Raw genomic sequence first — 24581 nt, 5'->3', positions numbered from 1 at the left:
CCGAGCACCTGGGGGACGTTGGGGACGACGTTCCCGTACTACCGTGCGAGGGCAGTCCGAGATCGGAAGGACCAGCTTCATGCCCTTGTCGTACCCCCGGCCCCACCGGCCGAACCCCGCCCACCGGCTCGCCGCCGCCGCCACCACGGCGCTGCTCGCGGCGGGTGTCCTGGTCGGTTGTTCCGGTGACGACGGGCCGCAACGCACCGTCGACGCCTTCCTCGCGGGTTGGCGCAGCGGCGACCTCCAGGCGGTCGGTCTGATCGACCCGCTCGGCTCGAAACTGCCGTCGGCCGACGTGGCTCGCGAGATCAAGGACCTCTCCGGTGAGCTGGCGGCCACCCCGCCCACGCTGACGCGTCGCGGCGAGCCGAAGATCACGAAGGACATCGCCACCACGACCGTCCAGGTGGAGTGGGCCCTGCCCGGTCAGACCCGCTGGGCGTACGACCGGGAGGTTCGGCTCGCTCACGGCGGCGACGACCAGTGGCAGGTGATCTGGGAGCCGAAGGTGGTGCACGAGCAGCTCACCAAGGGCGACCGGTTGGCGCTGCGTCGCGACCCCGGTGCCCGCGCCGCAGTGCTTGACAACGCCGGGAAGGCGCTGGTGACCCCGCGCCCGGTGGTCCGGGTGGGTGTGCAGCCCAACGGGGTCACCGACATCAGGAAGCTCGTCAAGGACCTCGACGCGGCGTTCAAGGCCATCCGCCCGGCGCTGGTCCCCGGCGTCGACCTGGCCGACCTGCCCGACCGGGTGGCCAAGGCCGAGCCGGGCGCGTTCGTCGAGGTGGTGTCGCTCCGCGAGGAGGCGTACCGGCAGATCAAGCCCCGGATCTACGACCTGCCCGGCACCAAGTTCGTCTCCGACAAGATCGACCTGGCGCCCACCCGCGAGTTCGCCCGTGCGCTGCTCGGCAGTGTCGACCAGGCGCAGGCCGACGACCTCGCCGCACACCCCGACCGGTACGTCGTCGGCGATCTGGTCGGGCATGGCGGGCTACAGGGCCGCTACGACGAGCGACTGCGCGGCGGCCCCGGGCTGACGGTTGTGGTCGAGCGTCCGGCCGAGGGCGGCAAACTCGAACCCACCGGCGCCGAGCTGTTCCGCCGGGAGCCGCAGCCCGGGCAGGCGCTAAAGACCACGCTGGACGTCGCCGTCCAGAACGCGGCCGACGGGGCACTGCGCGCCGAGTCGCGCCGATCCGCACTGGTGGCGCTCCGCATCAGCGACGGCGCCGTGCTCGCCGCCGCGAACGGCCCCGGTCCGGCCGGGGAAAATCTGGCCTTCGACGCCCAGGTGCCTCCGGGCTCGACGTTCAAGATGGTCAGCACGCTGGGCCTGCTGGACCGGGGCGCGGTCACGCTGGACGGGCCGGTGGACTGCAAGAAGACCTTCACCGTGGACGGCCGGTCCTTCAAGAACTCGGACAACTTCGAGCTCGGCTCGGTGCCGTTCCGCACCGACTTCGCCAAGTCCTGCAACACGGCGTTCGCCGCGCTGGCCCCGAAGCTCGGCGGCGACGGGCTGGCCGCCGCCGGTCGTTCGCTGGGCCTGGAGGGTCAATGGGACCTCGGCACGGACGCCTTCACCGGCAAGGTCTCGACGGGCGGCAGCCTGGCCGAGCAGGCCGCCGCGTCGTTCGGGCAGGGCACCACGTTGGTCAGCCCGCTCGCCATGGCCGGCGCCACCGCCGCAGTGGCCCGCGGCCGCTTCGAGCAGCCGAAGCTGCTGATCGACCCGGCGCCGGCCAAGCCGGCCCCGGCAGGCGAGCAGCTCAAGCCGGAGTCCGTCGAGGCGCTGCGCACGATGATGCGCGAGGTGGTCACCGCCGGCACCGGCAGCGCGCTCAAGGACGTGCCGGGCGAGGTGTACGGCAAGACCGGCACCGCCGAGTACGACGACAACCCGGCGCACACCCACGCCTGGTTCGTCGGCTGGCGGGGTGACGTGGCGTTCGCCGTCTTCGTGGAGAAGGGCGGGGCCAGCACCGCCTCGGCCGTCCCGATTGCCGAGCGCTTCCTTCGCGCCCTCCCAACCCCCTGACCCCACCGGGCCTCGGCCTTCTGGCCTTGATCCACTCGGTTTCGGTGAAACTGGGGTGTCCAAGCCACCCGGACGCCCCGGATTCACTGATCCCGAGTCGATCAAGGCCAGATGCCCGAAGGCCGGATGCCCGAAGGCCGGGTGGCCGAAGGCCGGGTGGCCGAGGGCCGGGTCAGGCGGTGTCGGCTTCGCGCCCTTCGGGCGGATTCTGGGTCGACGGGGAGATACGTCGGAGCAGACCGGGACCGGCCGACGCCGGCGGGCCGACCGGTTCGCGCTCGATCAGCGGCGCGATACCGGCCGCGACGCCCGACGGCTCGGGGTGGGCTGGTCCGCCGGTGCTGGGCGGCTCCGCCTCGGCCGGGACGCCGCGAGGCACCGCGCCTGGGGCGCCGACGCCAGCCGGCCCCAGCCCAGCGGGCCCGACGCCAGCAGACCCGAGCCCAGCGGGCCCGAGCGCGGCGGACCGGACCCCGGCGGTGTCGAGGTCAGCGGCGACATCAGGCTCCGCGACCCGCTCAACCCGGTCGAGCCCATCAGGCCCGGCCAGCCCGTCAAGGCCAACCAGCCCGTCGAGCCGCTCGACACGCTCGGCACGGTCGGGACGCTCGGCACGGTCGGGACGCTCGGCACGGTCGGGACGCTCGGCACGGTCGGCACGGTCGGGACGCTCGGTGGCTGTCGCGGCCCGGCCGTTGCCGCGCCGCGGGGAGGGCGTCGGCCGTGCCGACAGCAGTCGGGGCGGCACGGCTTCCGGGGCGGTCACCGGCGCCAGACCGGCGACCACGGTGTTCACGATCTCGGCCGCGTACGAGCCGTCCGGGTCGTAGTCGGGGTCGAAGACGGTCAACTCCACGCCGAGGCAGTGCGGGGTGTCGACCAGGCCGGCGAGCAGGATCTCCAGCTCGGCGAAGGCGATTCCACCCGGGTCGGGGGCGTCCACGGCGGGCATCACCGCCGGGTCGAGCACGTCCACGTCGATGTGCACCCAGTAGCCCGCGCAGTCGGCGAGTTGCTCGTGCGCCCACTGGGCCGTCCGGGCGGCACCTTCGGCGCGCAGCGCCGGCACCGGTCGGGTGGTGATTCCGGCGGCCTGGAGGTCGAGCCGGTATTCGTCCTGGGCCCGGATGCCGAGTACCACCACGTCGATGTCGCGGAAGTAGGGCCGCCGGCCCTCCAGCGCGGCCAGGTCGGCCTGCCCTCGCCCGGTGACCAGGGCCAGGTCCTCACCGGCGGCGGCACCGACGTAGGAGGCGTTGCCGGGGTGCCGAAAGTCGGAGTGCCCGTCGACGAAGACCAGCCCGATCCGCCCGCCGACGGCCTCGCCGAGGCGGTGCATTGCCAGGGCCGAGCCGAGGAGCACGGAGCAGTCGCCGCCGAGCACCACCGGGAACTCGCCCCGGTCGATGATCGAGCCGATGCGTTCGGCGAGGGCCAACGAGTAGTCGGCGATCTCCCGGGCGTGGCACACCCCGTCGCCGGGCCGCCAGTCGCCCGGGTCGTAGCGGGCGGGGGTGACGCAGCCGGCGTCGCGGGCGCGGAGCCGGGCCAGCAGGTCGTGGTCGCGCAGCGCCCCGGGCGCCTTGGCGCAACCCGGGACCGACGTGGGCGTCGGCGGCCGTAGACCGAGATTTGTCGGCGCGTCGAGGACGGCGATCCGGCGCATCGTGAGCTCCCGTCCTCGGTGGTCGGGCGGGCCGGCCGGAACGCCGGCCCGCGCTGGCGTGCTACGAACTCAGAACAGGGCGCTGGCCAGGGCCCGACGCGCCGAGGCGACGGCCGGATCGTCCGGGCCGGCAATGGAGAAGAGCGAGACCAGGTGCTGGCGAACCGTTTCACGGTCCTCACCGGCTGTGCGCCGGACCAGACCGACGAGCCGGGCGTACGCCTGCTCGGCCAGGCCGCTGAGCACCTCGATGTCGGCGGCCAGCAGTTGGGCGGCGACATCGTCGGGGGCGCTCTCGGCGGCGGCCAGCGCGGTGGACGGGTCGGCGCCGGCCACCCGGCGGGCCACTCCGACCTGGGCCAGCCCCGCCGTGGCCGCGGCGTCCGCCGGGGCGTCGGCGAGGATCTTCCGGTACGCCTGCTCGGCGGCGTCCAGATCGCCGCTCATCAGCGCGTCGTCCGCCTCGTCGAGGCGGGGGTCCTCCGGCTCGGCGACGGTCACGCCACCGGCCTTGAGTACGGCCTGGATCCACTGCCGCAGCTGAGCCTCGGGAACCACTCCGGAGAAGGCGTCGACCGGCTGGCCGCCGACGACCGCGTAGACCATGGGGATGCCCTGCACCCGGAACATCTGGGCGATTCGGGGATTTTCCTGCACGTCGACCCGGGCCAGCACCCAGGTGCCGCCGCCTTCGGCGTTCAGCCGCTCCAGGACCGGGGCGAACTCGTCGCTCTCCGGGAAGCCGGCCGCGCCGAAGAACACGACGACGGGCGTGGCCATCGAGCGTTCGAGCACGTCGGACTGGATGGTCGCCTCGGTGACGTCCACGATGGCGGTGTCACCGCCGGCGGTGGGCGCGCCGGGGGCGCCGTTGGACGGGCCGCCCTGCGGGGGCGTGCCGGGGCGGGTACTTGCTGGTGCGGGGCCACGCAGCGTGCTGAGGTCGACCGCGCCGCGGGTGAAGATCGACGAGGTGATCCGTGGGTCGCTCATGGTTACCTAGTCTCGCACGTGAGCCCGGATTCTCAGCTCACCCGCAACCCCGACGTTGCAACTCTCACGCCCCGCCCCCGACCCCCGCGATCTTGCACATTCTGTCGCCCGTACGCCGCATTTATGCCTTATGCCGGCGCAGAAACTGCAAGATCGACGGGGTGGGGGGCGCGGGGTGGGGGGCGCGGGGTGGGGGCGCGGGGTGGGGGGCGCGGGGTGGGGTTAGAAGCGGGCTGGCTCTCGGTAGGTGCCCCACTCGGCGCGCAGGGCGTCGCAGATCTCGCCAAGGGTCGCCTCGGCGCGGACCGCGTCGAGCATGGCGGGGATCATGTTCTCGTCGGTACGGCTCGCCTCGACCATCCGCTGCACCGCCGCGCGTACCGCGCCCTCGTCCCGCGCGCTCTTGCGCTCGGCGAGCACCCGGCGCTGCTCCAGCTCCACCTCGTGCGAGATGCGCAGGATCTCCAGCTCCTTGGCGACAGTGCCGGTGTGACAGTTGACCCCGACGATCTTCTTGTCGCCCTTTTCGAGGGCCTGCTGGTAGACGAAGGCCGACTCGGCGATGTGCCCGGTGAACCAGCCGTCCTCGATACCGCGCAGGATGCCCGAGGTCATCGGGCCGATCTGGTGTGGCCCGTCTCCGCCGAGCTGCCGGATCCGGGCGAAGATCTCCTCCGCCTCGGCCTCGATCTTGTCGGTCAGCGCCTCGACGTACCAGGAGCCGCCGAGCGGGTCGGCCACGTTGACCACACCGGTCTCCTCCATCAGCACCTGCTGGGTACGCAGGGCGATCTCGGCCGACTCGTCGGTGGGCAGCGCCAGGGTCTCGTCCAGCGCGTTGGTGTGCAGCGAGTTGGTGCCGCCGAGCACCGCCGCGAGAGCCTCGACGGCGGTGCGTACGACGTTGTTGACCGGCTGCTGCGCGGTCAGCGACACCCCGGCGGTCTGCGTGTGGAACCGCAGCCACAGGGCCTTCTCGCTGGTGGCGCCGTAGACGTCGCGCAGCCAGCGGGCCCAGATCCGGCGGGCGGCGCGGAACTTGGCGATCTCCTCGAAGAAGTCGAGGTGCGAGTCGAAGAAGAAGCTCAGCCCCGGCGCGAAGACGTTCACGTCGAGCCCACGCGAGAGACCCAGCTCGACGTAGCCGAAGCCGTCCGCCAGGGTGTACGCCAGCTCCTGCGCCGCTGTCGAGCCGGCCTCACGGATGTGGTAGCCGGAGACCGAGAGCGGCTTGTAGCGCGGGATCTCCCGGGCGCAGTACTCCATCAGGTCGCCGATCAGGCGCAGGTGCGGCTCCGGGTCGAAGAGCCACTCCTTCTGCGCGATGTACTCCTTGAAGATGTCGGTCTGGAGGGTGCCGTCCAGCTTGGACAGGTCGGCGCCCTGCCGCTCGGCGGCGACCAGGTACATGCAGAACACCGGCACGGCCGGGCCGGAGATGGTCATCGAGGTGGTGACGCCGGCCAGGTCGATGCCGTCGAAGAGCGCCTGCATGTCGGTGGCGGTGTCGATGGCCACCCCGCAGTGGCCGACCTCGCCGAGCGCCTGCGGGTCGTCCGAGTCGCGGCCCATCAGCGTCGGCATGTCGAACGCCACCGAGAGCCCGCCGCCACCGGCGCCGAGGATCATCTTGTAGCGCTCGTTGGTCTGCTGGGCGTTACCGAAGCCGGCGAACTGCCGGATCGTCCAGGTCCGACCGCGGTAGCCGGTCGGATACAAACCCCGGGTGTACGGATACTCGCCCGGCCAACCGATCCGTTCGAAGCCCGGATAGGTGGCCCCCTCCGGCGGCCCGTACACCGGCTCCACCGGCATGCCGGAGAGCGTGGTGAAGTCCGCGTCCCGCTTGCGCGCGGCGTCGTACCGGGCCTGCCAGCGCGCCCGTCCGGCGTCGATCTCGTCGGCGTCCATGAGCAGGGCTCCTCCTCGGGTCCTCGACTGCCCGTCGAGTGTAAGGCCCCTACCTGAACGATCGCTAAGTCACGTCCTACCGGCGAGTAACGGCAGACCCCGCGCCGATCATGGAGTTGTGGTGGTCCGCAAATCCCGCAGCCGGTGCCAAACCGGCCACCACGACTGCATGATCGACCCGGGAGGTGGCGCAGCGCAGCGCTCAGGCCGGGGGTGCAGTGGGGGTGTCGCCGATCGCCATGTCGTCAACCCGGATGTTGACCTCATCGACCCGCAACCCGAAGGCCTCGACCGCCTCGGTCACACGAGCGCGCACCTGACCGGTGACCTCTGCGACGGGTCGACCGGCCTGAATCACCAACACCAGGTTGACCACCGCGGCGTCCCCGGTCACGTGGGCCGAGCAACCCCGCCGGGCGTCACCCACCTGGTCCAGCCCGACCCGGTCGAGAACCGCGTTGAAGAACCGGGCGACGTCCCCGCCCAAATCGGCCACGCCGGGCACCGCGCGGGCCGCCGCGACGGCGATCTTCTCAATCACCTCGTCGGCGACCTGCGTCGTCCCGCCAGCCGGCACCGACGCCCTCGCCAACTCCCGCGTTGCTTCCAGGTCCACAGTCGCTCCCTGCTCCTCGCACCACCGCGTCCGGGCACGTCCGGCCCCCACTGAAGAGGAGGCGGTGCGAGCCTACTGGGACGATGCGTCCCGGGATGTTCCCGGCGGACAGCCAACGGGCGGCGCGGCAGCCGTCACGCCGTTGGGCAGCTACGCCTCAGGCGCCGGCTGCCGTACCCGGCTGGTTCAGCTCGATGTCGTCCACGGTGACGTTGACCTGGGTGACCGTCAGGCCGTACTTCTCCACCGCCTCGATCACCGCGGCCCGCACCGCCTCGGTCACGTCGGCTACGACGTGCCCGGCGTCGATCACCAGGACCACGTTGATGACGGCCGAACTGCCCTTCACGTCGGCCGATACGCCCCGCCGAGCGTCGCCCACCTCGTCCAGGCCGATCTTGTCCAGCACGCTGTTGAAGAACCGGGAGACATCGCCGCCGAGATCGGCGACACCGGGCACGGCACGAGCGGCCGCACCGGCGATCTTCTCGACGACCTCGTCGGAGACCGACGTGACACCCCGGGCCGCGCCCGTCGCGGGCTGCACTGCACCGGCGTTCTCCACCGCGTCCGTCATGATCACATCTCCCCTGGTCCGACACATTGTGGACCGACCGTCCCGTCAGCCCGCTCGCGAGGCCGACCATTCGGCGGCCACGCGCCGCGAGCCTACTAAAACCGGAGTGACCTTCGCTTCCGGGCAACCGAACCACGGCGTCGCCGCGACGTACCGGCGTGGAGTCCGGCGCACTGACGATCATCGGACCACCTAGGCTGACGATCGGGACAATCCACAATGGATCGGTCCGCTACACGAGTGAGGTCTGTTTGATGCGCAGAACGTTGTTGAGTTTCGCCACGGCGGTCACCCTGTCGGTCGGCGCGCTGCTCGGAGCGGCCGGACCGGCCCAGGCGGCCGAGTCACCCAGCGCCCTCTGCGGCTCCGGGTACTACGTCATCGACAGTCACGGGCTACCCGGCGCGACCACGTACCTGCTCTACAAGTCCAGCGGTGGCGGCTACAACTGCGTTGTCACCATCAAGACCGCGGACCGAGGCACGCCGACCAAGATCGGCGCGTCCCTCGACATCGAGGATGGTCGGGGCGGCATCGACGAGGGGCGCTTCGGGTACTACGCGGGGCCGGTGCGGGCCGACGCTGGCGGCCAGTGCGTCAGGTTCGGTGGCGAAAGCCGCGGCACCTACTGGACCAGCCCCTGGGGGCACTGCGGCTAGATCCGCGGGCGCGGGGCCGTCGCCGGTCGTCGGCGGCGGCCCCGTCGCATTCCCCGGTCAGCGCGCGAGCTGGGCGAGCAACTCGTCCGCCGCCGTGTACGGGTCGGTGGCACCCTCGGCGACCTTGGCGGCGAGGGTGGCCAACTCCGTACCGTCGCGCAGTGAGCCGATCCGGGCGCGGAGGGTGCCGAGCGCTATCGCCTCGATCTCGGCGGCGGCCCGCGTCTCCTGGCGGCGGCGCAGCTCGCCGTGCTCGACCAGCCAGCCCCGGTGCTTGTCGATGGCGGCGGCGATGTCGTCGATGCCCTCGCCGCGCGCGGCGACCGACCGGACCACCTGGGGCCGCCACTGCCCCGGCCCGCGCTCACCGAGCGCGATCATGCCCTGGATGTCACGGACGGTGGCGTCGACGCCGTCCCGGTCCGCCTTGTTGACCACGAACACGTCGGCGATCTCCAGGATGCCGGCCTTGACCGCCTGGATCGCGTCGCCCATCCCGGGTGCGAGCAGCACCAACGTCGTGTCGGCGAGCGAGGCGACCTCCACCTCGGCCTGCCCGACGCCGACCGTCTCCACCAGCACCACGTCGCAGCCGGCGCCCTCCAGCACCCGGACCGCCTGCGGCGTCGCCGCGGCCAGCCCGCCGAGGTGCCCCCGGCTGGACATCGACCGGATGTAGACGCCCGGATCGGTGGCGTGGTCCTGCATCCGCACCCGGTCACCGAGGATCGCACCGCCGGTGAACGGGCTGGACGGGTCGACCGCCAGCACGCCCACCCGGTGCCCGCGCGCCCGCAGCGCGCGGACCAGCTCGTTGGTGGTGGTCGACTTGCCCACCCCTGGTGAACCGGTCAGCCCGACGACCTGGGCCTGCCCGGCGTACGGCGCCAGCGCCCCGGCGATCTCCGGCAACAGCGCGTCACCGTTCTCCACCAACGTGATCAGGCGAGCCACCGCGCGGGGGTCGCCAGTGCGGGCCCGCTCGACCAGCAGCGGTACGTCCCGGCTGCGGCGCACCGACGTGGTGCCCGCTGCCGGGACGTGCTCAGCCTCGCTCACTGCGTCATCCCTGTCCGTGACTGCGGGGCTCGCAGGACCGGCTCACTCCTCGTGCTCACTGGCTGGTCTCGGCCTTGCCCGGCACGTGGATGATCAGCGCGTCGCCCTGGCCACCGCCGCCACACAGCGCGGCCGCGCCGGTGCCACCGCCGCGCCGCTTCAGCTCCAGGGCGAGGGTGAGTACGAGACGCGCGCCGGACATGCCGATCGGGTGCCCCAGCGCGATTGCGCCGCCGTTGACGTTGACCTTGTCCGGGCTGATCCCGAGGTCCCGGGTGGACTGGACGCCGACCTGCGCGAACGCCTCGTTGATCTCGATGAGGTCCAGGTCCGCGACGCTCAGGCCACCCTTCTTCAGGGCGTGGTTGATCGCGTTGGACGGCTGTGAGTGCAGGGAGTTGTCCGGGCCCGCCACGTTGCCGTGCGCACCGATCTCGGCCAGCCAGGTCAGCCCCAGCTCCTTCGCCTTGGCCTTGCTCATCACGAGCACCGCGGCGGCCCCGTCGGAGATCGGCGACGAGCTGCCGGCGGTGATGGTGCCGTCCTTGGCGAAGGCCGGGCGCAGCTTGGCCAGCGACTCGACAGTGGTGTCCGGACGGATGCCCTCGTCCTCGGTGATCACCAGCGGGTCACCCTTGCGCTGCGGGATGACCACCGGGGCGATCTCGTCGGCGAAGTGGCCGTTCTTCTGCGCGGCGGCGGCCCGCTGGTGGCTGGCGGCGGCGAAGGCGTCCTGCTCCTCACGCGTGATGCCGTGCTTGACGCCGAGCCGCTCTGTCGACTCGCCCATCGAGCAGCAGTCCCAGGCGTCGCTGAGCCCGTCGTGTGCCATGTGGTCCTTGACCACCACGTCGCCGTACTTGTAGCCGGTGCGCTGGCCCATCAGCAGGTGCGGGGCGTTCGTCATGGACTCCATGCCGCCGGCCACCACGATGTCGAACTCGCCGGCGCGGATCAGCTGGTCGGCCAGGGCGATCGCGTCCAGGCCGGAGAGGCAGACCTTGTTGATGGTCAGCGCCGGCACGGACATCGGCACGCCGGCCTCGACCGCCGCCTGCCGAGCCGGGATCTGACCGGTGCCGGCCTGCAACACCTGCCCCATGATCACGTACTGGACCTGGTCCGGGCTGACGCCGGCACGCTCCAGCGCCGCCTTGATGGCGATCCCGCCGAGCTTCGTGGCCGGAAGGTCCTTGAGGTTGCCCAGCAGCCGGCCCATCGGGGTCCGCGCGCCGCTGACGATCACCGAAGCCATGCCTGCCTCCGAGAGGGGTGCCGAGCTGTACGCCTTAACGATTGTTCGGCCAGACTAGCGCCATGGCAGAGAACTCCCCCGTCGAGCCCGGTGCGGACTACGTCACAGACATCGGACTTCGCAAGATTGACCACGTCGGGATCGCCGTGGCGGACCTGGACGCCGCTATCGACTTCTACCAGCGGACGTTCGGGATGCGCTGCGTCCACGTGGAGACCAACACCGAGCAGGGCGTACGGGAAGCGATGCTTGCCGTCGGGCCGACCACTGAGGGTGGCTGCGTGCAGTTGCTCGCCCCGCTCACACCCGAGTCGACGATCGCGAAGTTCCTGGACCGCAACGGGCCGGGCGTGCAGCAGGTCGCGTACACGGTGGTGGACATCGACGCGGCCTGCGCCGCGCTGCGCGAGCGCGGCATGCGCCTCCTCTACGACGCTCCCCGACGTGGCACCGCGGACAGCCGGATCAACTTCGTCCACCCCAAGGACGCCGGCGGCGTCCTCGTCGAACTGGTCCAACCCGCCCCCACCCCCCACTGACCCCCTGCCGCCTCCCCCCGCCGCCGCCCCCTGCCGCCGCCCCCGTTGATCAAGAGGTTTGCGTCATCTGGCGCCTCGTAGGTGACCGAAAGCTCTTGATCAACAGGGGGTGGCGCCCTGGGAGCCCGGTGGGCGCGCACGTCAGTGCGCGATTCGCGGGGTGGCTGGACACCTTCACGCATCGGCGGATGCAGTTTTTCACAGAGGACTTCCCGGCCTAGCTACCGTTCAGTAACGTCCGGCCCCACAGGAGCGCGACCGGTGCCGGATGTGTCGAATGCCGACATGGCGGTCGTGCCCACCGGCGCCGACGATGGCAGCACCCGGGCCCGTGCGGGTGCGGATGAACCGGAGGTCACCGTGCAGGACATCCTCGAAGCGATCATGGCGGCGGAGGAATCGAACGATCCGGACCGCGAACTCGCCGGCCTCGCCGGGCTGCCCGTACCGGAGAGCTACCGGGGCGTTGTGGTCCGCGCCGAGGAAGCCCGGATGTTCGACGGCATGGCCACCCGGGACAAGGACCCGCGTAAGGCCCTGCACGTGCAGGAGGTGCCGACGCCGGAGCTGGCGCCGGGCGAGGCGCTGGTCGCGGTGATGGCCAGCGCGATCAACTACAACACGGTGTGGACCAGCATCTTCGAGCCGCTGCCCACCTTCAAGTTCCTGGAGCGCTACGGCCGGGTCTCCGAGCTGACCCGCCGGCACGACCTGCCGTACCACGTGGTCGGCTCCGACGCGGCGGGCGTGGTGCTGCGCACCGGCCCCGGCGTGACCCGGTGGGCGCCCGGCGACGAGGTGGTCGCGCACTGCCTCTCCGTCGAGCTGGAGGACGCCGCCGGGCACGACGACACCATGCTCGACCCGCAACAGCGGATCTGGGGCTTCGAGACCAACTTCGGCGGGCTGGCCGAGCTGGCGGTGGTCAAGGCCAACCAGCTGATGCCCAAGCCGCGGCACCTGAGCTGGGAGGAGGCGGCCAGTCCCGGGCTGGTCAACTCCACCGCGTACCGGCAGCTCGTCTCGCACCACGGCGCCAACATGAAGCAGGGTGACGTCGTGCTGATCTGGGGCGCGTCCGGCGGCCTCGGCGGCTACGCCACCCAGATGGCGCTCAACGGCGGCGCGATTCCGGTCTGCGTGGTGTCCTCGCCGGAGAAGGCCGAGCTGTGCCGCCGGATGGGCGCGGAACTGGTCATCGACCGCGCCGCTGAGGGCTTCCGCTTCTGGAAGGACGAGGAGACCCAGGACCCGGACGAGTGGCGGCGCTTCGGCGAACGGATTCGGGAGCTGACCAGCGGCGAAGACCCGGACATCGTGTTCGAGCACCCGGGCCGGGAGACGTTCGGCGCCAGCGTCTACGTGGCCCGGCGCGGTGGGACCATCGTCACCTGCGCCTCCACCAGCGGCTTCCTGCACCAGTACGACAACCGCTACCTGTGGATGCACCTCAAGCGGATCGTCGGCAGCCACTTCGCCAACTACCACGAGGCGTGGCAGGCCAACCGCCTGGTGGCGCTCGGTAAGGTGCACCCGACGGTGTCGCGCACCTACCCGCTGGAGCAGACCGGCCAGGCCGCGTACGAGGTGCACCGCAACGCCCACCAGGGCAAAGTCGGCGTGCGCTGCCTCGCACCCACCGACGGGCTGGGCGTACGCGACGGAGAGTTGCGGGCCCGGCACGAGGACGCGATCAACCGGTTCCGGGGTCACTGACCGGCACCGCCGGCCCGGCGTCACTGAGCGGCACCGCCGGCTCCCGGGGGCACTGACCGGGCTCCGGGGCGCCGAGGCGGGTCCCGGCCGGACGGTGGAACGCCGGATGACCATTGCGCTGATCGCTCATTGTTCTTCCGCCCCCATTAGCGGATAAGCCACCCGGATCGAACAAAGGGCCTCGGGGTAACCCCGGGGCCCTTTTCCGCGTCACGCTGCGTGGCGTCCGACCCGCCGGGACCTGCCAAGATCGCCGATTGGTCCCACCTCGCCGATCGCGGGAGTTGACCATGTAAAGAGGGCACGAAAGCTTCGCACCGCTCTTGCGAAGCACCCTGGGGCGTCTGCCAGTATGTCCCAATGCCCCAGCAGCAGTCCTCCCCTCTCGCGTTCTTCGATAACGCGAACTCGCAGCCAGATTTCACCGTTGGCCTGCGCGGATACAACACCCATCAGGTCGACGACTTCCTCGGCCGGATGACCGCCGCGCTGACCCAGTCCGAGCAGGCCCGTGCCGAGGCCGAGCAGCGGATGAACGACGCCCAGCGTCGGCTCCGCCAGGCCGAGCAGCGCATGAGTGCGCTGGAGCAGAAGCTCACCGACACGAACAAGCAGCTCGAAGAGAACAGCCGACCCACCCTCTCCGGGCTCGGCACGCGCGTTGAGCAGATCCTCCGGCTCGCCGAGGAGCAGGCCAACGACCACCGCAACGAGGCCAAGCGCGAGTCGGAGGGCATCCTCTCCGCCGCCCGCCTCGAGGCCCGCGAGATCACCGACAAGGCCCGCGCCGAGGCCGCCGCCATGAAGGCGAGCGCCGAGCGCGAGGCGGGCAACCTGCGCACGGCCGCCGAGCGCGAGGCCGCCGAGGTCCGGGTGCAGGCTCGCCGCGAGGCCGACACGCTGCGCGCCGACGCCGACCGGGAGACCAAGCAGCTGCGTACTGTCACCGCGCACGAGGTGGCCGAGCTGAAGTCGACAGTCGAGCGGGAGGTCGCCACCCTGCGGGCCACCGCCGAGCGGGAGATCACCCAGCAGCGGGCGAAGGCCGCCCGCGAGGCTGAGGAGAAGCGCGCCGAGGCGACCAAGCTGCTCACCGATGCGCGGGACAAGCGCGACAAGGACCTGCAGGCCCTGGAGCTCCAGTTGGCCGAGCGGCGGGAGAAGGCCGAGCGCGAGGAGTCCGAGCGGCACGCCGCCCAGGTCGCGCAGACCCAGAAGATGGTCAGCGAGGCCGAGCAGCGTGCCCGGGCCGCGCAGGAGCGGGCCAAGGAAATCGAGCAGCGCGCAGAGGCGCGTCGGGTCGAGTCGGAGCGCAACGCCGCCGAGACGGTCGACAAGGCCAAGGCCCACTCGGAGAAGACCCTCAACGAGGCGAAGGCCGAGTCGCAGCGCCTGCTCACCGAGGCTCGCACCGAGGCGGAGCTGACCACGCAGGCCGCCCGCCGCGAGGTCGAGGACCTCACCCGGCAGAAGGACGCTGTCACCTCGCAGCTGGGTCAGATGCTCTCCGGCCTCGCCGGCATCGTTCCGGGAATGCCGGCGCAGGCCGCTCCGGCCGCCAAGCCGGAAGCAGCCAAGAAGACCGATGGTGGTCAGGAGCGGGTGCCCGCGGAGACCGCCGGCTGACGCGAGGCGTCAGGTCGGGGCATCGACGGCGCGAGGTGACACCGGGTAACCGGTGCCACCTCGCGCCGTATGCGTTTCCTAACCCCTGGTATCCGTTGGCGGCAACGGAGTGAAGTAGCTCCCACAAGGCCCGTCCGTATCGCCCCAGCCGGGCCCGTTGCGTGTGAGGATGGGGGCATGTCGCACGGCGAGGAACTGTTCGCTCTCGGCGGGGACGTGACGACGGAGCCCAGCTTCGAGTCCGCTCTGCGGGGGTACGAGAAGAAGCAGGTCGACCGTTATGTCGCACGTGCTGAGCACGAGATCGCGACCCTCGCCTCCGAACGGGAACAGGCGTACACACAGATCCACAAGCTCGCCGGCCAGGTCGAGGTTCTCCAGCGCGACCTGACCCAGGTGCGCAAGCAGATGAACGTGGTCGACCGGGCGTCGTTCCGGCATCTCGGCCCGCGGGTCGAGTCGATCCTCACTCTCGCCGAGGAGCAGGCCGAGGAGATCCTCGGGGACGCGAACGGGGAGATCGAGGCTCGTCGTGCCGCCGCCGAGCACATCATCGAGGAGGCGCGCGAGCAGGCAGCGCGGGCTCTGAAGGACTTTGAGATCGCCCTCGCTGCCCGACGCGCGGAGGAGGAGCGGCACAGCGCCGCGCAGCGGGCCGAGGCGGACGCGGCCCTGCGGTCGGCCAAGGACGAGTCGGCGCAGTTGCGCAAGGCCGCGCAGGACGCTCTGGCGAAGGCCCAGCAGGAGGCCACCCAGCTGCGGGATTCGGCCAAGGAGATCCACACCCGGGCCCAGCAGGAAGCCACCAAGCTGCGCGAGACGGCCCGCGAGACGCTGGTCAACGCCCGGCAGGAGGCGAGCGATCTGCGCGATGCCGCCAAGGAGGTGCATGCCAAGGCCCTCCAGGAGGCCAAGCGGCTCACCGACACCGCTACCGAAGCCGGGCGGGCCACCCACGCCAAGGCCCAGCAGGAGGCCAAGCAGATCATCGACGACGCGTCGATGGCCGGTCGGGCCACCCGCGCCAAGGCGCAGCAGGAGGCCGAGCGGCTGACGACGCAGGCCACCGAGTCGGCGAAGCGCAGCCGCGCCGACACCGAGGCGTACGTGCAGCGCATGCGCACCGAGACCGAGGCGTACGTGCAGCACACCCGGGCGCAGACCCAGCAGGAGCTGGGCGCGTGGCGGGCAGGGGTGGAGCAGGAGGTCAACTCCCGTCGGGAGGCGGCCGACCGGGAGTTGGCGCAGCGACAGTCTGCGGCCGAGCAGGAGTTCGCCAAGCGCCGCGACGAGCTGGACAAGCACCACGCGACGCGCCAGCAGGAGCTGGAGGCCGGGGTCGCCAGCCGTCAGCAGGAGCTGGAGGCCGGGTTCACCACCCGCCGCGACGAGCTGGAGACCGAATACTCCACCCGGAAGAACGAGCTGGAGACCGAGTACACGGCTCGCAAGAACGAGATCGAGCAGGGCGCGGCCGGCGTCCGTCAGGCGGCCGAGCAGGACGCGGCGGCGCTGCGCCAGCGGTCCGAGGCGGAGGCCGCCGAGCTGCTGAGCCAGGCCGAGGCCGAGGCCAGCGACAAGCGCCGCAAGGCCGACGAGCATGTCGCGGCGTCCCGACGGCAGTTCGAGGAGTACGCGGCCACCACGCAGCAGCACCTGGCCACCACCCAGCAGCACCTGGCGGCGACCCAGCAGGAGTCGGCGGCGGGCCGTCAGCAGTTGGCCCAGGTGATGTTGGAGATCGCCCAGGCTCAGCAGCAGCTGGCGGATCTGCGGCAGGAGACCTGGAAGGCCCGGCAGGAGTCCGACGAGCTCCAGCGCCAGATGTCCGAGCTGCGGTTGCAGAGTGTCGCCGGTCCGATCGACGGCCCGACCGCGCCGGCCGGAGACGCCAGCGCGAACGAAGGCGTGCCCGGTGGTGGGGACGACGGCGTGAGCGTTGCCGCCGGCGCGGCCTCCGGGTCGGGTACGGGCGGCGGGCTGAAGACGGAGCCCGCCGACACCAGGCAGCCGGTGAACGCCGGTGCGGAGGAGTCCGGGCAGTCCACGACGCGGCCGGTCGGCGAGCCGGTGACCACCGTGGACGGTGGCACGGCGAGCGCCGGGGTGGACGGTGAGCCGACAGTGGCCGCCGTTCCGGGCGAGGGTGGCCGGGGCGCCAAACCCACCAAGATCACTAGCACCGGTGAGAACGGCAAGCGACCCACCAAGCCGACCACCGACGAGCGCAGCGCCAAGCCCAGCAAGGTCACCATCGAGAAGGAGTGACGGGCACCCGCCAGTCGAAGCTTCGAAATCTTGGACACTTTCCGTCAGCGGCTGACGGAAAGTGTCCAAGATTCACTTTTGCGCCGCGTGGCGTAGGGGCGCGCTGGGGGTCCAGCCGGCCGCGATGAGGGCGCGGCGGACGCTGTCAGCGACCTCGTCCGGGCGAGCGCGGACCAACCAGGCCGGGAAACGCAGAATCCGGTCTCCGCTGGTCCAGACGTCGTTCTGCCGACGCATGTCGGCAGCCCACTGCTTGGCGTCCATGTGGTGCGCGCCGTCGATCTCCACCTGCACCCGCCACTCCCGCCAGTACGCATCCAGCCAGCGGTTCCGGCCGGCCGCGTCGACCCGGTGCTCCTGCAGGTCAGGGGCGGGCAGCCGGTGTCTGCGGCACAGCCGCAGGAAGTCGATCTCCGAGAGCGCCTGTGTGCCGCCCGCGATGTCGCTGATGGTCTGCCCGATCAGCCGCCGACGGGGCGCCCGAGGGAGGACGTCGAGCACCGCCTGCAACTCCTCGGGCAGCACCCGGCGTTGCTGGCAACCGGCGGCCAGCACCGACTGCGCCTCGTCCACGCCGGCCGCCCAGCCCGCCGCGTCCACCAGGGCCCGCGCCGTAGTGGTACGCGGTGGGCGGGCACGTTGGAGATGGGCCTCGGGGAGGACCGCCGTGCGGTGGACCAGGACGGCGGGCATGTCGATCGGAAGTCGACGCAGGGTGGCCCGCGCGGCACGTCGGGCCGCCGGCACCAGCACGTGCAGCGGTTCGCGTCGCAGTCCCCGTACCCCGGCTTCGGCGGCGGCGGACACCCCGGCCAGCACCGCCCCCGGCCCGGCCGCCAGCACCGCCACCCAGAGCTGTTGGTCGCGGGTGAGTCGGCCGTTGCCGGCCAGCAGGATCCCGCGGCAGACCGACCGCCACCGACCGGAGCGAATCCGACCCCGCACCCGCCCCTCGCTGAGCAAACCGGCGACCTGCGCGGTCGTCAGCACTCCCGCCTGCTCGAAGGCGAGCCAGTCGAGTGCGTCGGCGTCATCGGCGGGCAGCATCCGGACAGCTTTCGCCGTTGAGCGCCCTCCCACCACCAGATCTTGGACAGTTTCCGTCACGTCCTAACGGAAACTGTCCAAGATCTGCGCGGATTCGGCAGAGTCGAGGTCGGGGTGTGGGGGGTGCAAGTCGAACTCCGCCTTCCAGCGGCCGGGGGGTCGGCGCAGGGCCGCGGTCGGCCGTCGGCCCGGCAGCACCATGGGTTGCAGCGGAGTGTGCGGCGTCCGCGGCCATGGGCAGCAGGCCCGCAGAGCCATGGGCCTGCAGGGCCATGGGCCCGCAGGGCCACCGGCCCGCAGAGCCACCGGCCCGCAAGGCCGTGCCCCGCAGGGCCGTGGGCCATGGCCCGCAAGGCCGTGGCGCGCAGACTTTCCGGGCCGTTCAATCTGGCCCGAGGGGCCGGCGGTGATTGGGTGGGGCACATGGAGCATCAGATTGACGGTCTCGTGGTCGATGGCGACCATGAGGTGGCTACGCTGCTGGCGCGTTGGAACATGATCAGAAACGGTGCGTTGTCCCGCCGCCAGTCGATCGAACTGATGAAGGAAGTTGTGACCTCATGGACCTGACCGGCACGCTCTGTCGCACATCCAGCCGTAGCGGCAACGGAGGGTGCGTCGAGGTGGCGGACAACCTGCCCGGGGTCGTGGGGGTGCGGGACAGCAAGGACCCGGCCGGCCCGGTCCTGGTGTTCGCGCCTGCCGCGTGGCGGGCGTTCGTGGCCGTCGCCCGTCGTCCGACGGCCTGAGCCGGGAGGTTCCTGGTGCCACAGCACGACCCCTCCGGCGACGAGCCGGACGTGACCCCCGCTCCCCCGCCAGCGGAAACCCCACAGCCGGCGGGAACGCCACCACGGGCGGAGGCACAGCCGGTACCGCCGGTGGAGACGCCACCGCCGGTACCGGTTCCCGTCCCGGGGGTCGACCCGGATGAGCCGCCGGCGGTCCCGTCCGGGAAGTTCGGCACACCGGGGCGGCCGCTGCGCCGCAGCAGCTTTCTGATCGGCTTCACCGGTGCGCTGGGAGTGCTGCTGGCGTACACCCTCTATCTGGGCATTCGCAATGCCGGCGGCATCCTCGTGCTGGTGGTGATCGCGCTTTTCCTCGCGGTCGGCCTCAACCCGGCGGTGGTCCGACTGGGCCGCTGGGGTGTGCCGCACGGCCTGGCGGTGGCGGCGGTCGCCCTGACGGTGGTGCTGCTGCTCTGCGGCGGCGTGGTGGCGCTGGTTCCGCCGATCGTCACCCAGTCGGGGCAGTTCATCGACCAGATCCCGAGCCTGCTCGACGAGTTGCGCCGCAACCCGACGGTCAACGACCTGGTGGAGCGGTACGACGTGGTGGAACGGGTGCAGGGCGCTGCCAACGCGGAGACTGTCGGACGGGCGCTCGGCGGGGTGCTGGGCGGCGCACAACTGATCTTCGGCACGGTGTTCCGGACGCTGACCGTGCTGGTGCTGACCATCTACTTCCTGGCGTACTTCGACAAGCTGCGCTCGCTGGGCTACTCGTTGGTGCCCCGGTCGCGGCGGCAGCGGGTGCAGCTGATCGGCGACGAGATCCTGGCCAAGGTGGGCTCGTACATGGTCGGCGCGCTGAGCATCGCGGTGCTGGCCGGCGCGACCACCTTCGTCTTCGCGCTGATCGTCGACCTGCCGTACCCGTTCGCGCTGGCCGTGGTGGTCGCGGTGACCGACCTGATCCCGCAGATCGGCGCGACCCTGGGCGCGGTGATCGTGAGTTTGGTCGGGTTCGCCGCCGACCTGCCCACCGGCATCGCCTGCGCGGTCTTCTTCCTCATCTATCAGCAGGTGGAGAACTACCTCATCTACCCGAAGGTGATGCGGCGTTCGGTGGAGGTCAACGAGGTGGCTGCCCTGCTGGCCGCGCTGCTCGGGGTGGCGCTGCTGGGTGTGGTGGGCGCGTTGATCGCCATCCCCACTGTGGCCGCGCTGCAACTGATCCTGCGCGAGGTGGTGCTGCCCCGCCAGGAGCGCCGCTGAGCGTCAGCCCGCCTGACCGGCGGCCGGACCGCGGACCGGTGGGTCAGTCCGCCTTGGTGGCGGCCGGGCCGGGGACGGGGGTGTCGGCGAAGGCGGCCACCGTCCGGTCGGCGTACGCGCTGACGTCGCCGGCCTCCATCGGGCCGTCCCAGGTTGTCGGAAGCGGCACCTCGACGGCTGGGTTGACCCGCCGGACGATCTCGTCGAGCACCGTCTCCGCGTCGCCCACCCAGAGGTGTTTGGCGCCCGGCACACCGACCACCTCTGCCTGTGGCACGGCGGCGAACCGCTCCCGCGCCTCGGTGGGGCGCAGGTAGTCGTCGAACTCCGGCACCAGCGCCACCAGCGGCCGACCCGAGTCGGCCCAGGTGGCCAAGTCTTCGGGGGCGGAGAAGCGTAGCGGCGGGGAGAGCAGGATCGCCCCGGCGATCGCCGGGTCGCAGCCGTACTTCAGCGCCAGGTCGGTGCCGAACGACCAGCCGACGAGCCAGATGTTGGGCAGCTCGGCGAACTCCGCGTACTCGATGGCGGCGGCCACGTCGTACCGCTCGCCCACCGCGCCGTCGAAGGCTCCCTCGCTGGTGCCGCGCACGCTGCTGGTGCCCCTGGTGTTGAACCGCAGCACCGCCAGGTCGGCCAGCGCGGGCAGCCGCCAGGCCGCCTTGCGGAACACGTGGCTGTCCATCATTCCGCCGTGGGTCGGTAGCGGGTGCAGGCAGACCAAGGTGGCCACCGGCGGCCGGTCGGCCGGCAGGGCCAGCTCACCGACCAGCCGCAGACCGTCGGCGGTGTGCAGCTCGATGTTCTCCCGGCGGCCGGGCAGGATCGACGACGCGCGGATCGCTGTGCTCACCGCCCAAGTCTGTCGCGAAGTCGCCGCCGCCGCCCGCCCAGGCACGAACAGGGTGACCCAGGTCGCTACCGGACGGGTCGGCCCAGCCCTGACTCGGCAGCGCCCCGGCAGGTCGGCCCAGCCCTGACGCGACAGCGCCCCGGACGGGTCGGCCCAGTCCAGCGCCGCAGCGCCCGGGGCAGGTCAGTAGCGCGGGGAACCCCTGCCACGCTGCACCGCCGGCCCGCGTCGGTCCCGGGCCCGCCAGCAGCCGCTGTGCCAGTGCCGCCGGTCGGTCAGGTCACCCAGGCCGTCCGCCGGCCAGGCCACCAGGTGCGCCACCCCCGGTCGGATCTCCTGGTTACACCCGGGGCAGCGGTACGTCTTGACCGACGCGCCCGCGCCGATGCCGCGTACCTGCCAGGCGCCGTCGGTCCACTGCTGCACCGAGGCGACGCCCTGGCGGACCCGGTCGGCGTCCAGGTTGGCGTTCTCGTCCCGGCGAGGGCGGTTGCGACGGGGGCTCACAGTCACCAAGGTTACGGTCACTTCCAGCTGGCCGGCTCGCCAAGGTCGTCGGCGACCCGGAGCCCGCCGATGACGGTGCTGACCTCCGCGTCCGTGGGCGACCGTTCCCAGCGGTTCTCGTGCCCCATGGACAGCAGGGTGTTCGGAATGCCGAGTACGTGCCACTCAGACGCCGTCACCGACGCCCACTGTTGACACCGGTCAGCGGTGCGAGTGGTCGCGGAAGCCGCGGCGGGTCTTGCGGCCCAGGTAGCCGGCGGTGACCAGGTGCTCCAGCAGCGGCGCTGGCGCGAAGCCCGGCTCGCGCAGTTCCAGGTACAGCTCGCGCTGGATGGCCAGGGAGACGTCCAACCCGACCACGTCGAGCAGCTCGAACGGGCCCATCGGGTAGCCGCAGCCCAGCTTCATTGCGTGGTCGATGTCGTCGGCCGTCGAGTAGCTGGCCTCCAGCATCTTCACCGCGTCGTTCAGGTACGGGAAGAGCAGCGCGTTGACGATGAAGCCGGACCGGTCGCCGCAGACCACGCCGGTCTTGCCGAGCGCGGCGCAGACGGCGCGGGCGGTGGCGGTGGCCTCCGGGGAGGTGCGGATGGTGCGGACGACCTCGACCAACGGCATGACCGGGGCCGGGTTGAAGAAGTGCAGCCCGACCACGTCGGCCGGCCGCTGGGTGGCCATGGCCACGTCGATCACCGGCAGCGACGAGGTGGTGGTGGCGAGCAACACACCCGGCTTGCAGATCTCGTCGAGGCTGGCGAAGAGGGCCTTCTTGACGCTCAACTCCTCGACGACCGCCTCGACCACGAGGTCGACGTCGGCGAGGTGGTCGAGCGTGGCGGACCAGCTGATCCGCCCCAGGGCGGCGTCCCGGTCGGCCTCGGCGAGCTTGCCGCGCACCACACCCTTGTTGAGCGAGGTCTTCACCGCCTCGCAGACCTTCGCGGACTTCTCCATGCCGCGGGTCACCGAGACGACCTCGTAGCCGGCCTTCGCGAAGACCTCGATGATCCCGGTGGCCATGGTTCCGGAGCCGACCACGCCGACCTTCGCGATGGCGCGAGCGCCGTCGGCGAGCGCGACGTCCGTGGCCAGCGGCGTCGTCTCATCCGGTACGACCACCGGGGAGCCGGGCCGCTCGTAGGTGTAGAAGCCCCGACCCGACTTCCGGCCGAGCAGCCCTGCCGTGACCATCTGCTTGAGCAGCGGCACGGGGGCGTGGCGGCGGTCCCGCCCGCCGCGCCGGTACATGGTGTCCAGGATCTCGTACGCGGTGTCCAGGCCGATCAGGTCCATCAACGCCAGCGGGCCCATCGGCAGGCCGCAGCCGAGCTTCATTGCGGCGTCGATGTCCTCCCGGGTCGCGTAGTGCGACTCGAACATGCCGACCGCGTGGTTGAGGTAGCCGAAGAGCAGCGCGTTGGCGATGAAGCCGGCCCGGTCGTTGATGGTGACGTCGACCTTGCCGAGGCGGGCGCAGAGCGCCTCCACGTCGGCGACCACCTCGGGTGCGGTGACGACAGTGCGGACCACCTCGACAAGCTTCATCACCGGGGCCGGGTTGAAGAAGTGGATGCCGATCACCTGGTTGGGTCGGCTGGTGGCGACGGAGATCTCGGTGACGCTCAACGACGAGGTGTTTGTGGCGAGGATCGTCTCCGGTCGGCAGACCCGGTCCAGCTCGGCGAAGATCCGCTGCTTGAGGTCCAGGTGCTCGGGCACCGCCTCGATGACCAGGTCGACGGAGTGCAGCGCGTCCAGCCCGACCGCGAAGTGCACCCGCTCGTGCAGGGCGTCGCGGTCCGCCTCGGCGAGCTTGCCCTTGGCGACTGCCCGGTCGGTGGAGCCCTTCAGGGTGGCCCGGCCGCGTTCCAGCGCCGGCGCGGAGATTTCCACTGCCACCACGTCGATGCCGTTGCGGGCGAAGACTTCGACGATGCCGGCACCCATGGTGCCCAGCCCCACCACACCAACGGTGCTGAACTCGCGCGCCACGACCGGCCTCCCCAGAGACTCCACACGGCCACTGAACGGCCGCTAAGGTTATGCGCGCGAGTCTGCCACGTGACAATGAGTTGTCGAGACGCCGTGGCATATTTCACCAACGGCTCGGCATTGCCGCTACTCGGCCGCCACGCTGGTCAGGGCCAACAATTCCGCGACGAACTCCGCCGGGCGCTCCAGGTGCGGGCTGTGTCCGCAACCGGGCAGCACCACCTCGTGGTACGCGCCGCCGGCCGCCGCGTACCGGTCGAGCACCGCCCGGGTCTGGCCGACCATCGGCTGCGGTGGGCAGGCGTCCGCGCCGGGCCAGCCGGGCACGAGATCCAGCGAACCCAGGTACGCCAGGTCGAAGAGCGAAGTGTCCGAGACGATGACGTCGACGTCTCCGCGTACCCAGGTGACCGGCGGTTTCTCGGCGACGGCCACCAGTTCGTCGGCGAGCCGGAACCAGGTCGGCGCGAGCGCGTTGAGCACCCCGCGCTCCCCCGGCGCGGTGCCCGGCCAGTTCTCCGACGGCACCGCCGTGCCCGGGTAGTTGTCGTCCCCGGTGGCTGTGGAGAGCACGGTGTCCAGCAGCAGTTCCTCGTCCTCGACCAGAGAGTCGGGATCGGCCACGTAGGTGGCTCGCAGCACGGCGCGCGGGCTGGCCGGCGCGTCGGTGCTCCGGTCACCGGCCGCGAGGCGGGCGACGAAGTCCGGGTTCGCCGTGCCGGCGCCGGTGCCGGCGAAGTCGGGGGTGGTCGGCGTGCCGGTCAGGTCGCGGGTGCCGCCGAAGCCGTACGGGGAGACCGGCGCGGCGAGCAGCAACGCCCCCACCCGGTGCGGATGGTCGACCAGCAGGCGCATCGCCACGCCGCCGCCGAGGGAGTGCCCGACCACCACCGGGCGCGCGTCGGCGTCGAAGAGCGACGGGTCGTCGAGTAGGGCGGCCACGTCGTCGGCGAAGTCCCGCAGGCCCCGGGTGGCGTCCACCGGGGCGGTCGCCGAGTCGCCGTACCCCCGTAGGTCGGGGGCGACCACCCGCAGCGTCGGTGGCAGGCGACGGACCAGCGGCTCCCAGAACAGCGCGGACGAGCAGTTGCCGTGGATCAGCAGCACCGGTGTGCCGTCCGGCGGGCCGGCCACCCGTACCGCCTGGGTGATGCCGTTCGCCGTCACGGTCCGCTGCTCGGTCTCCATCCGCGGCATGCTGCCACGGGCGTCCCCGCCGGTCCAGGTGTCGGACCGCCACCCAGCGGAGCCGC

The 24581-nt window shown here is 71.6% G+C and carries 20 protein-coding genes and 2 pseudogenes; 9 read left to right on the top strand and 13 right to left on the bottom strand.

What is annotated here, in order from left to right:
* Positions 1-79: 79 nt before the first annotated feature.
* A complete protein-coding gene (locus tag AB0K35_RS30510; protein ID WP_363889793.1) occupies positions 80-2044 on the top strand; it encodes a penicillin-binding transpeptidase domain-containing protein in 1965 nt (654 codons plus the stop codon).
* 700 nt (positions 2045-2744) lie between these two features.
* On the opposite strand, the pseudogene AB0K35_RS30505 reads toward AB0K35_RS30510, so the two are convergent.
* The 5 genes and pseudogenes from AB0K35_RS30505 to AB0K35_RS30485 form a co-directional block, all read right to left on the bottom strand.
* A pseudogene (locus AB0K35_RS30505) lies at positions 2745-3710 on the bottom strand (arginase family protein); the annotation flags it as partial.
* A gap of 69 nt (positions 3711-3779) precedes the next feature.
* Entirely contained in the window at positions 3780-4703 is a 924-nt protein-coding gene (locus tag AB0K35_RS30500) for a tetratricopeptide repeat protein (RefSeq protein ID WP_363889790.1), read from the bottom strand.
* 222 nt (positions 4704-4925) lie between these two features.
* On the bottom strand, positions 4926-6614 hold the full coding sequence (locus AB0K35_RS30495) for a methylmalonyl-CoA mutase family protein (RefSeq protein WP_357366908.1): 1689 nt from the start codon (positions 6612-6614) through the stop codon (positions 4926-4928).
* Positions 6615-6816: 202 nt separating this feature from the next.
* Positions 6817-7230 (bottom strand): Asp23/Gls24 family envelope stress response protein, encoded by a 414-nt coding sequence (locus tag AB0K35_RS30490; RefSeq protein ID WP_238670502.1) that lies wholly within the window; start codon positions 7228-7230, stop codon positions 6817-6819.
* Between the two features lie 157 nt (positions 7231-7387).
* The gene (locus AB0K35_RS30485) at positions 7388-7807 is read right to left on the bottom strand and encodes an Asp23/Gls24 family envelope stress response protein (protein WP_238670503.1); all 420 of its coding nucleotides are present in this window, start codon (positions 7805-7807) and stop codon (positions 7388-7390) included.
* A 254-nt stretch (positions 7808-8061) separates the two neighbouring features.
* On the opposite strand from AB0K35_RS30485, the gene AB0K35_RS30480 reads away from it, so the two are divergent.
* Positions 8062-8466, top strand: a complete 405-nt coding sequence (locus AB0K35_RS30480) for a hypothetical protein (RefSeq protein ID WP_238670505.1) — start codon at positions 8062-8064, stop codon at positions 8464-8466.
* A gap of 57 nt (positions 8467-8523) precedes the next feature.
* On the opposite strand, the gene meaB is transcribed toward AB0K35_RS30480, so the two are convergent.
* Entirely contained in the window at positions 8524-9525 is a 1002-nt protein-coding gene (gene meaB, locus AB0K35_RS30475) for a methylmalonyl Co-A mutase-associated GTPase MeaB (RefSeq protein ID WP_357366904.1), read from the bottom strand.
* A 55-nt stretch (positions 9526-9580) separates the two neighbouring features.
* Entirely contained in the window at positions 9581-10780 is a 1200-nt protein-coding gene (locus tag AB0K35_RS30470; RefSeq protein WP_357281833.1) for an acetyl-CoA C-acetyltransferase, read from the bottom strand.
* Between the two features lie 62 nt (positions 10781-10842).
* Between AB0K35_RS30470 and mce the strand changes: the two genes are divergently transcribed.
* The 4 genes from mce to AB0K35_RS30450 all read left to right on the top strand — a co-directional run bounded on the left by mce (position 10843) and on the right by AB0K35_RS30450 (position 16929).
* Positions 10843-11319, top strand: a complete 477-nt coding sequence (gene mce / locus AB0K35_RS30465) for a methylmalonyl-CoA epimerase (RefSeq protein ID WP_112621592.1) — start codon at positions 10843-10845, stop codon at positions 11317-11319.
* 360 nt (positions 11320-11679) lie between these two features.
* Complete coding sequence (gene ccrA / locus AB0K35_RS30460) at positions 11680-13035, top strand: crotonyl-CoA carboxylase/reductase (RefSeq protein ID WP_363889955.1); 1356 nt, start codon at positions 11680-11682, stop codon at positions 13033-13035.
* A gap of 360 nt (positions 13036-13395) precedes the next feature.
* A complete protein-coding gene (locus AB0K35_RS30455; protein ID WP_091405818.1) occupies positions 13396-14661 on the top strand; it encodes a DivIVA domain-containing protein in 1266 nt (421 codons plus the stop codon).
* Between the two features lie 177 nt (positions 14662-14838).
* Positions 14839-16929 carry a hypothetical protein gene (locus tag AB0K35_RS30450; protein WP_363889784.1) on the top strand — a complete coding sequence of 697 codons (2091 nt, stop codon included), beginning with the start codon at positions 14839-14841 and terminating at the stop codon, positions 16927-16929.
* 72 nt (positions 16930-17001) lie between these two features.
* Here the strand turns inward: AB0K35_RS30450 and AB0K35_RS30445 are convergent, their stop codons facing one another.
* On the bottom strand, positions 17002-17976 hold the full coding sequence (locus AB0K35_RS30445; RefSeq protein ID WP_363889782.1) for a hypothetical protein: 975 nt from the start codon (positions 17974-17976) through the stop codon (positions 17002-17004).
* Positions 17977-18345: 369 nt separating this feature from the next.
* On the opposite strand from AB0K35_RS30445, the pseudogene AB0K35_RS30440 reads away from it, so the two are divergent.
* The 3 genes and pseudogenes from AB0K35_RS30440 to AB0K35_RS30430 all read left to right on the top strand — a co-directional run.
* Positions 18346-18546, top strand: a pseudogene (locus AB0K35_RS30440) (Scr1 family TA system antitoxin-like transcriptional regulator); the annotation flags it as partial.
* On the top strand, positions 18537-18725 hold the full coding sequence (locus tag AB0K35_RS30435) for a DUF397 domain-containing protein (RefSeq protein WP_238670513.1): 189 nt from the start codon (positions 18537-18539) through the stop codon (positions 18723-18725). The pseudogene AB0K35_RS30440 and the gene AB0K35_RS30435, both read left to right, overlap by 10 nt.
* Positions 18726-18740: 15 nt before the next feature.
* Positions 18741-19976: an AI-2E family transporter gene (locus tag AB0K35_RS30430; protein WP_363889780.1), complete on the top strand. Its 1236-nt coding sequence runs from the start codon at positions 18741-18743 to the stop codon at positions 19974-19976.
* A 43-nt stretch (positions 19977-20019) separates the two neighbouring features.
* On the opposite strand, the gene AB0K35_RS30425 is transcribed toward AB0K35_RS30430, so the two are convergent.
* The 5 genes from AB0K35_RS30425 to AB0K35_RS30405 form a co-directional block, all read right to left on the bottom strand.
* The gene (locus tag AB0K35_RS30425; protein WP_238670516.1) at positions 20020-20829 is read right to left on the bottom strand and encodes an alpha/beta hydrolase; all 810 of its coding nucleotides are present in this window, start codon (positions 20827-20829) and stop codon (positions 20020-20022) included.
* 183 nt (positions 20830-21012) lie between these two features.
* Entirely contained in the window at positions 21013-21342 is a 330-nt protein-coding gene (locus tag AB0K35_RS30420; RefSeq protein WP_238670517.1) for a hypothetical protein, read from the bottom strand.
* Positions 21343-21353: 11 nt separating this feature from the next.
* On the bottom strand, positions 21354-21515 hold the full coding sequence (locus AB0K35_RS30415) for a hypothetical protein (protein ID WP_238670518.1): 162 nt from the start codon (positions 21513-21515) through the stop codon (positions 21354-21356).
* A 22-nt stretch (positions 21516-21537) separates the two neighbouring features.
* Positions 21538-23328, bottom strand: a complete 1791-nt coding sequence (locus tag AB0K35_RS30410) for a 3-hydroxybutyryl-CoA dehydrogenase (protein ID WP_363889776.1) — start codon at positions 23326-23328, stop codon at positions 21538-21540.
* A gap of 126 nt (positions 23329-23454) precedes the next feature.
* A complete protein-coding gene (locus AB0K35_RS30405; RefSeq protein WP_363889774.1) occupies positions 23455-24516 on the bottom strand; it encodes an alpha/beta hydrolase in 1062 nt (353 codons plus the stop codon).
* Between the last annotated feature and the right edge of the window lie 65 nt (positions 24517-24581).

This window comes from Micromonospora sp. NPDC053740, from assembly GCF_040677775.1.
GTDB classification, from domain to species: Bacteria; Actinomycetota; Actinomycetes; order Mycobacteriales; family Micromonosporaceae; genus Micromonospora; species Micromonospora alfalfae.
The sequence above is the reverse complement of the archived record's forward strand: the minus strand, read 5'-3'. Positions and strand labels throughout refer to the sequence as shown.

Excerpts from the sequence above, each read along its gene's own strand:
- AB0K35_RS30495 (WP_357366908.1), bottom strand. The coding sequence starts at position 6,614 with ATGGACGCCGACGAGATCGACGCCGGACGGGCGCGCTGGCAGGCCCGG.
- AB0K35_RS30480 (WP_238670505.1), top strand. The coding sequence starts at position 8,062 with ATGCGCAGAACGTTGTTGAGTTTCGCCACGGCGGTCACCCTGTCGGTC.
- AB0K35_RS30455 (WP_091405818.1), top strand. The coding sequence starts at position 13,396 with ATGCCCCAGCAGCAGTCCTCCCCTCTCGCGTTCTTCGATAACGCGAAC.
- AB0K35_RS30500 (WP_363889790.1), bottom strand. The coding sequence starts at position 4,703 with ATGAGCGACCCACGGATCACCTCGTCGATCTTCACCCGCGGCGCGGTC.
- AB0K35_RS30450 (WP_363889784.1), top strand. The coding sequence starts at position 14,839 with ATGTCGCACGGCGAGGAACTGTTCGCTCTCGGCGGGGACGTGACGACG.
- AB0K35_RS30445 (WP_363889782.1), bottom strand. The coding sequence starts at position 17,976 with ATGCTGCCCGCCGATGACGCCGACGCACTCGACTGGCTCGCCTTCGAG.
- mce (WP_112621592.1), top strand. The coding sequence starts at position 10,843 with ATGGCAGAGAACTCCCCCGTCGAGCCCGGTGCGGACTACGTCACAGAC.
- AB0K35_RS30510 (WP_363889793.1), top strand. The coding sequence starts at position 80 with ATGCCCTTGTCGTACCCCCGGCCCCACCGGCCGAACCCCGCCCACCGG.
- AB0K35_RS30405 (WP_363889774.1), bottom strand. The coding sequence starts at position 24,516 with ATGGAGACCGAGCAGCGGACCGTGACGGCGAACGGCATCACCCAGGCG.
- AB0K35_RS30435 (WP_238670513.1), top strand. The coding sequence starts at position 18,537 with ATGGACCTGACCGGCACGCTCTGTCGCACATCCAGCCGTAGCGGCAAC.
- AB0K35_RS30470 (WP_357281833.1), bottom strand. The coding sequence starts at position 10,780 with ATGGCTTCGGTGATCGTCAGCGGCGCGCGGACCCCGATGGGCCGGCTG.
- AB0K35_RS30485 (WP_238670503.1), bottom strand. The coding sequence starts at position 7,807 with ATGACGGACGCGGTGGAGAACGCCGGTGCAGTGCAGCCCGCGACGGGC.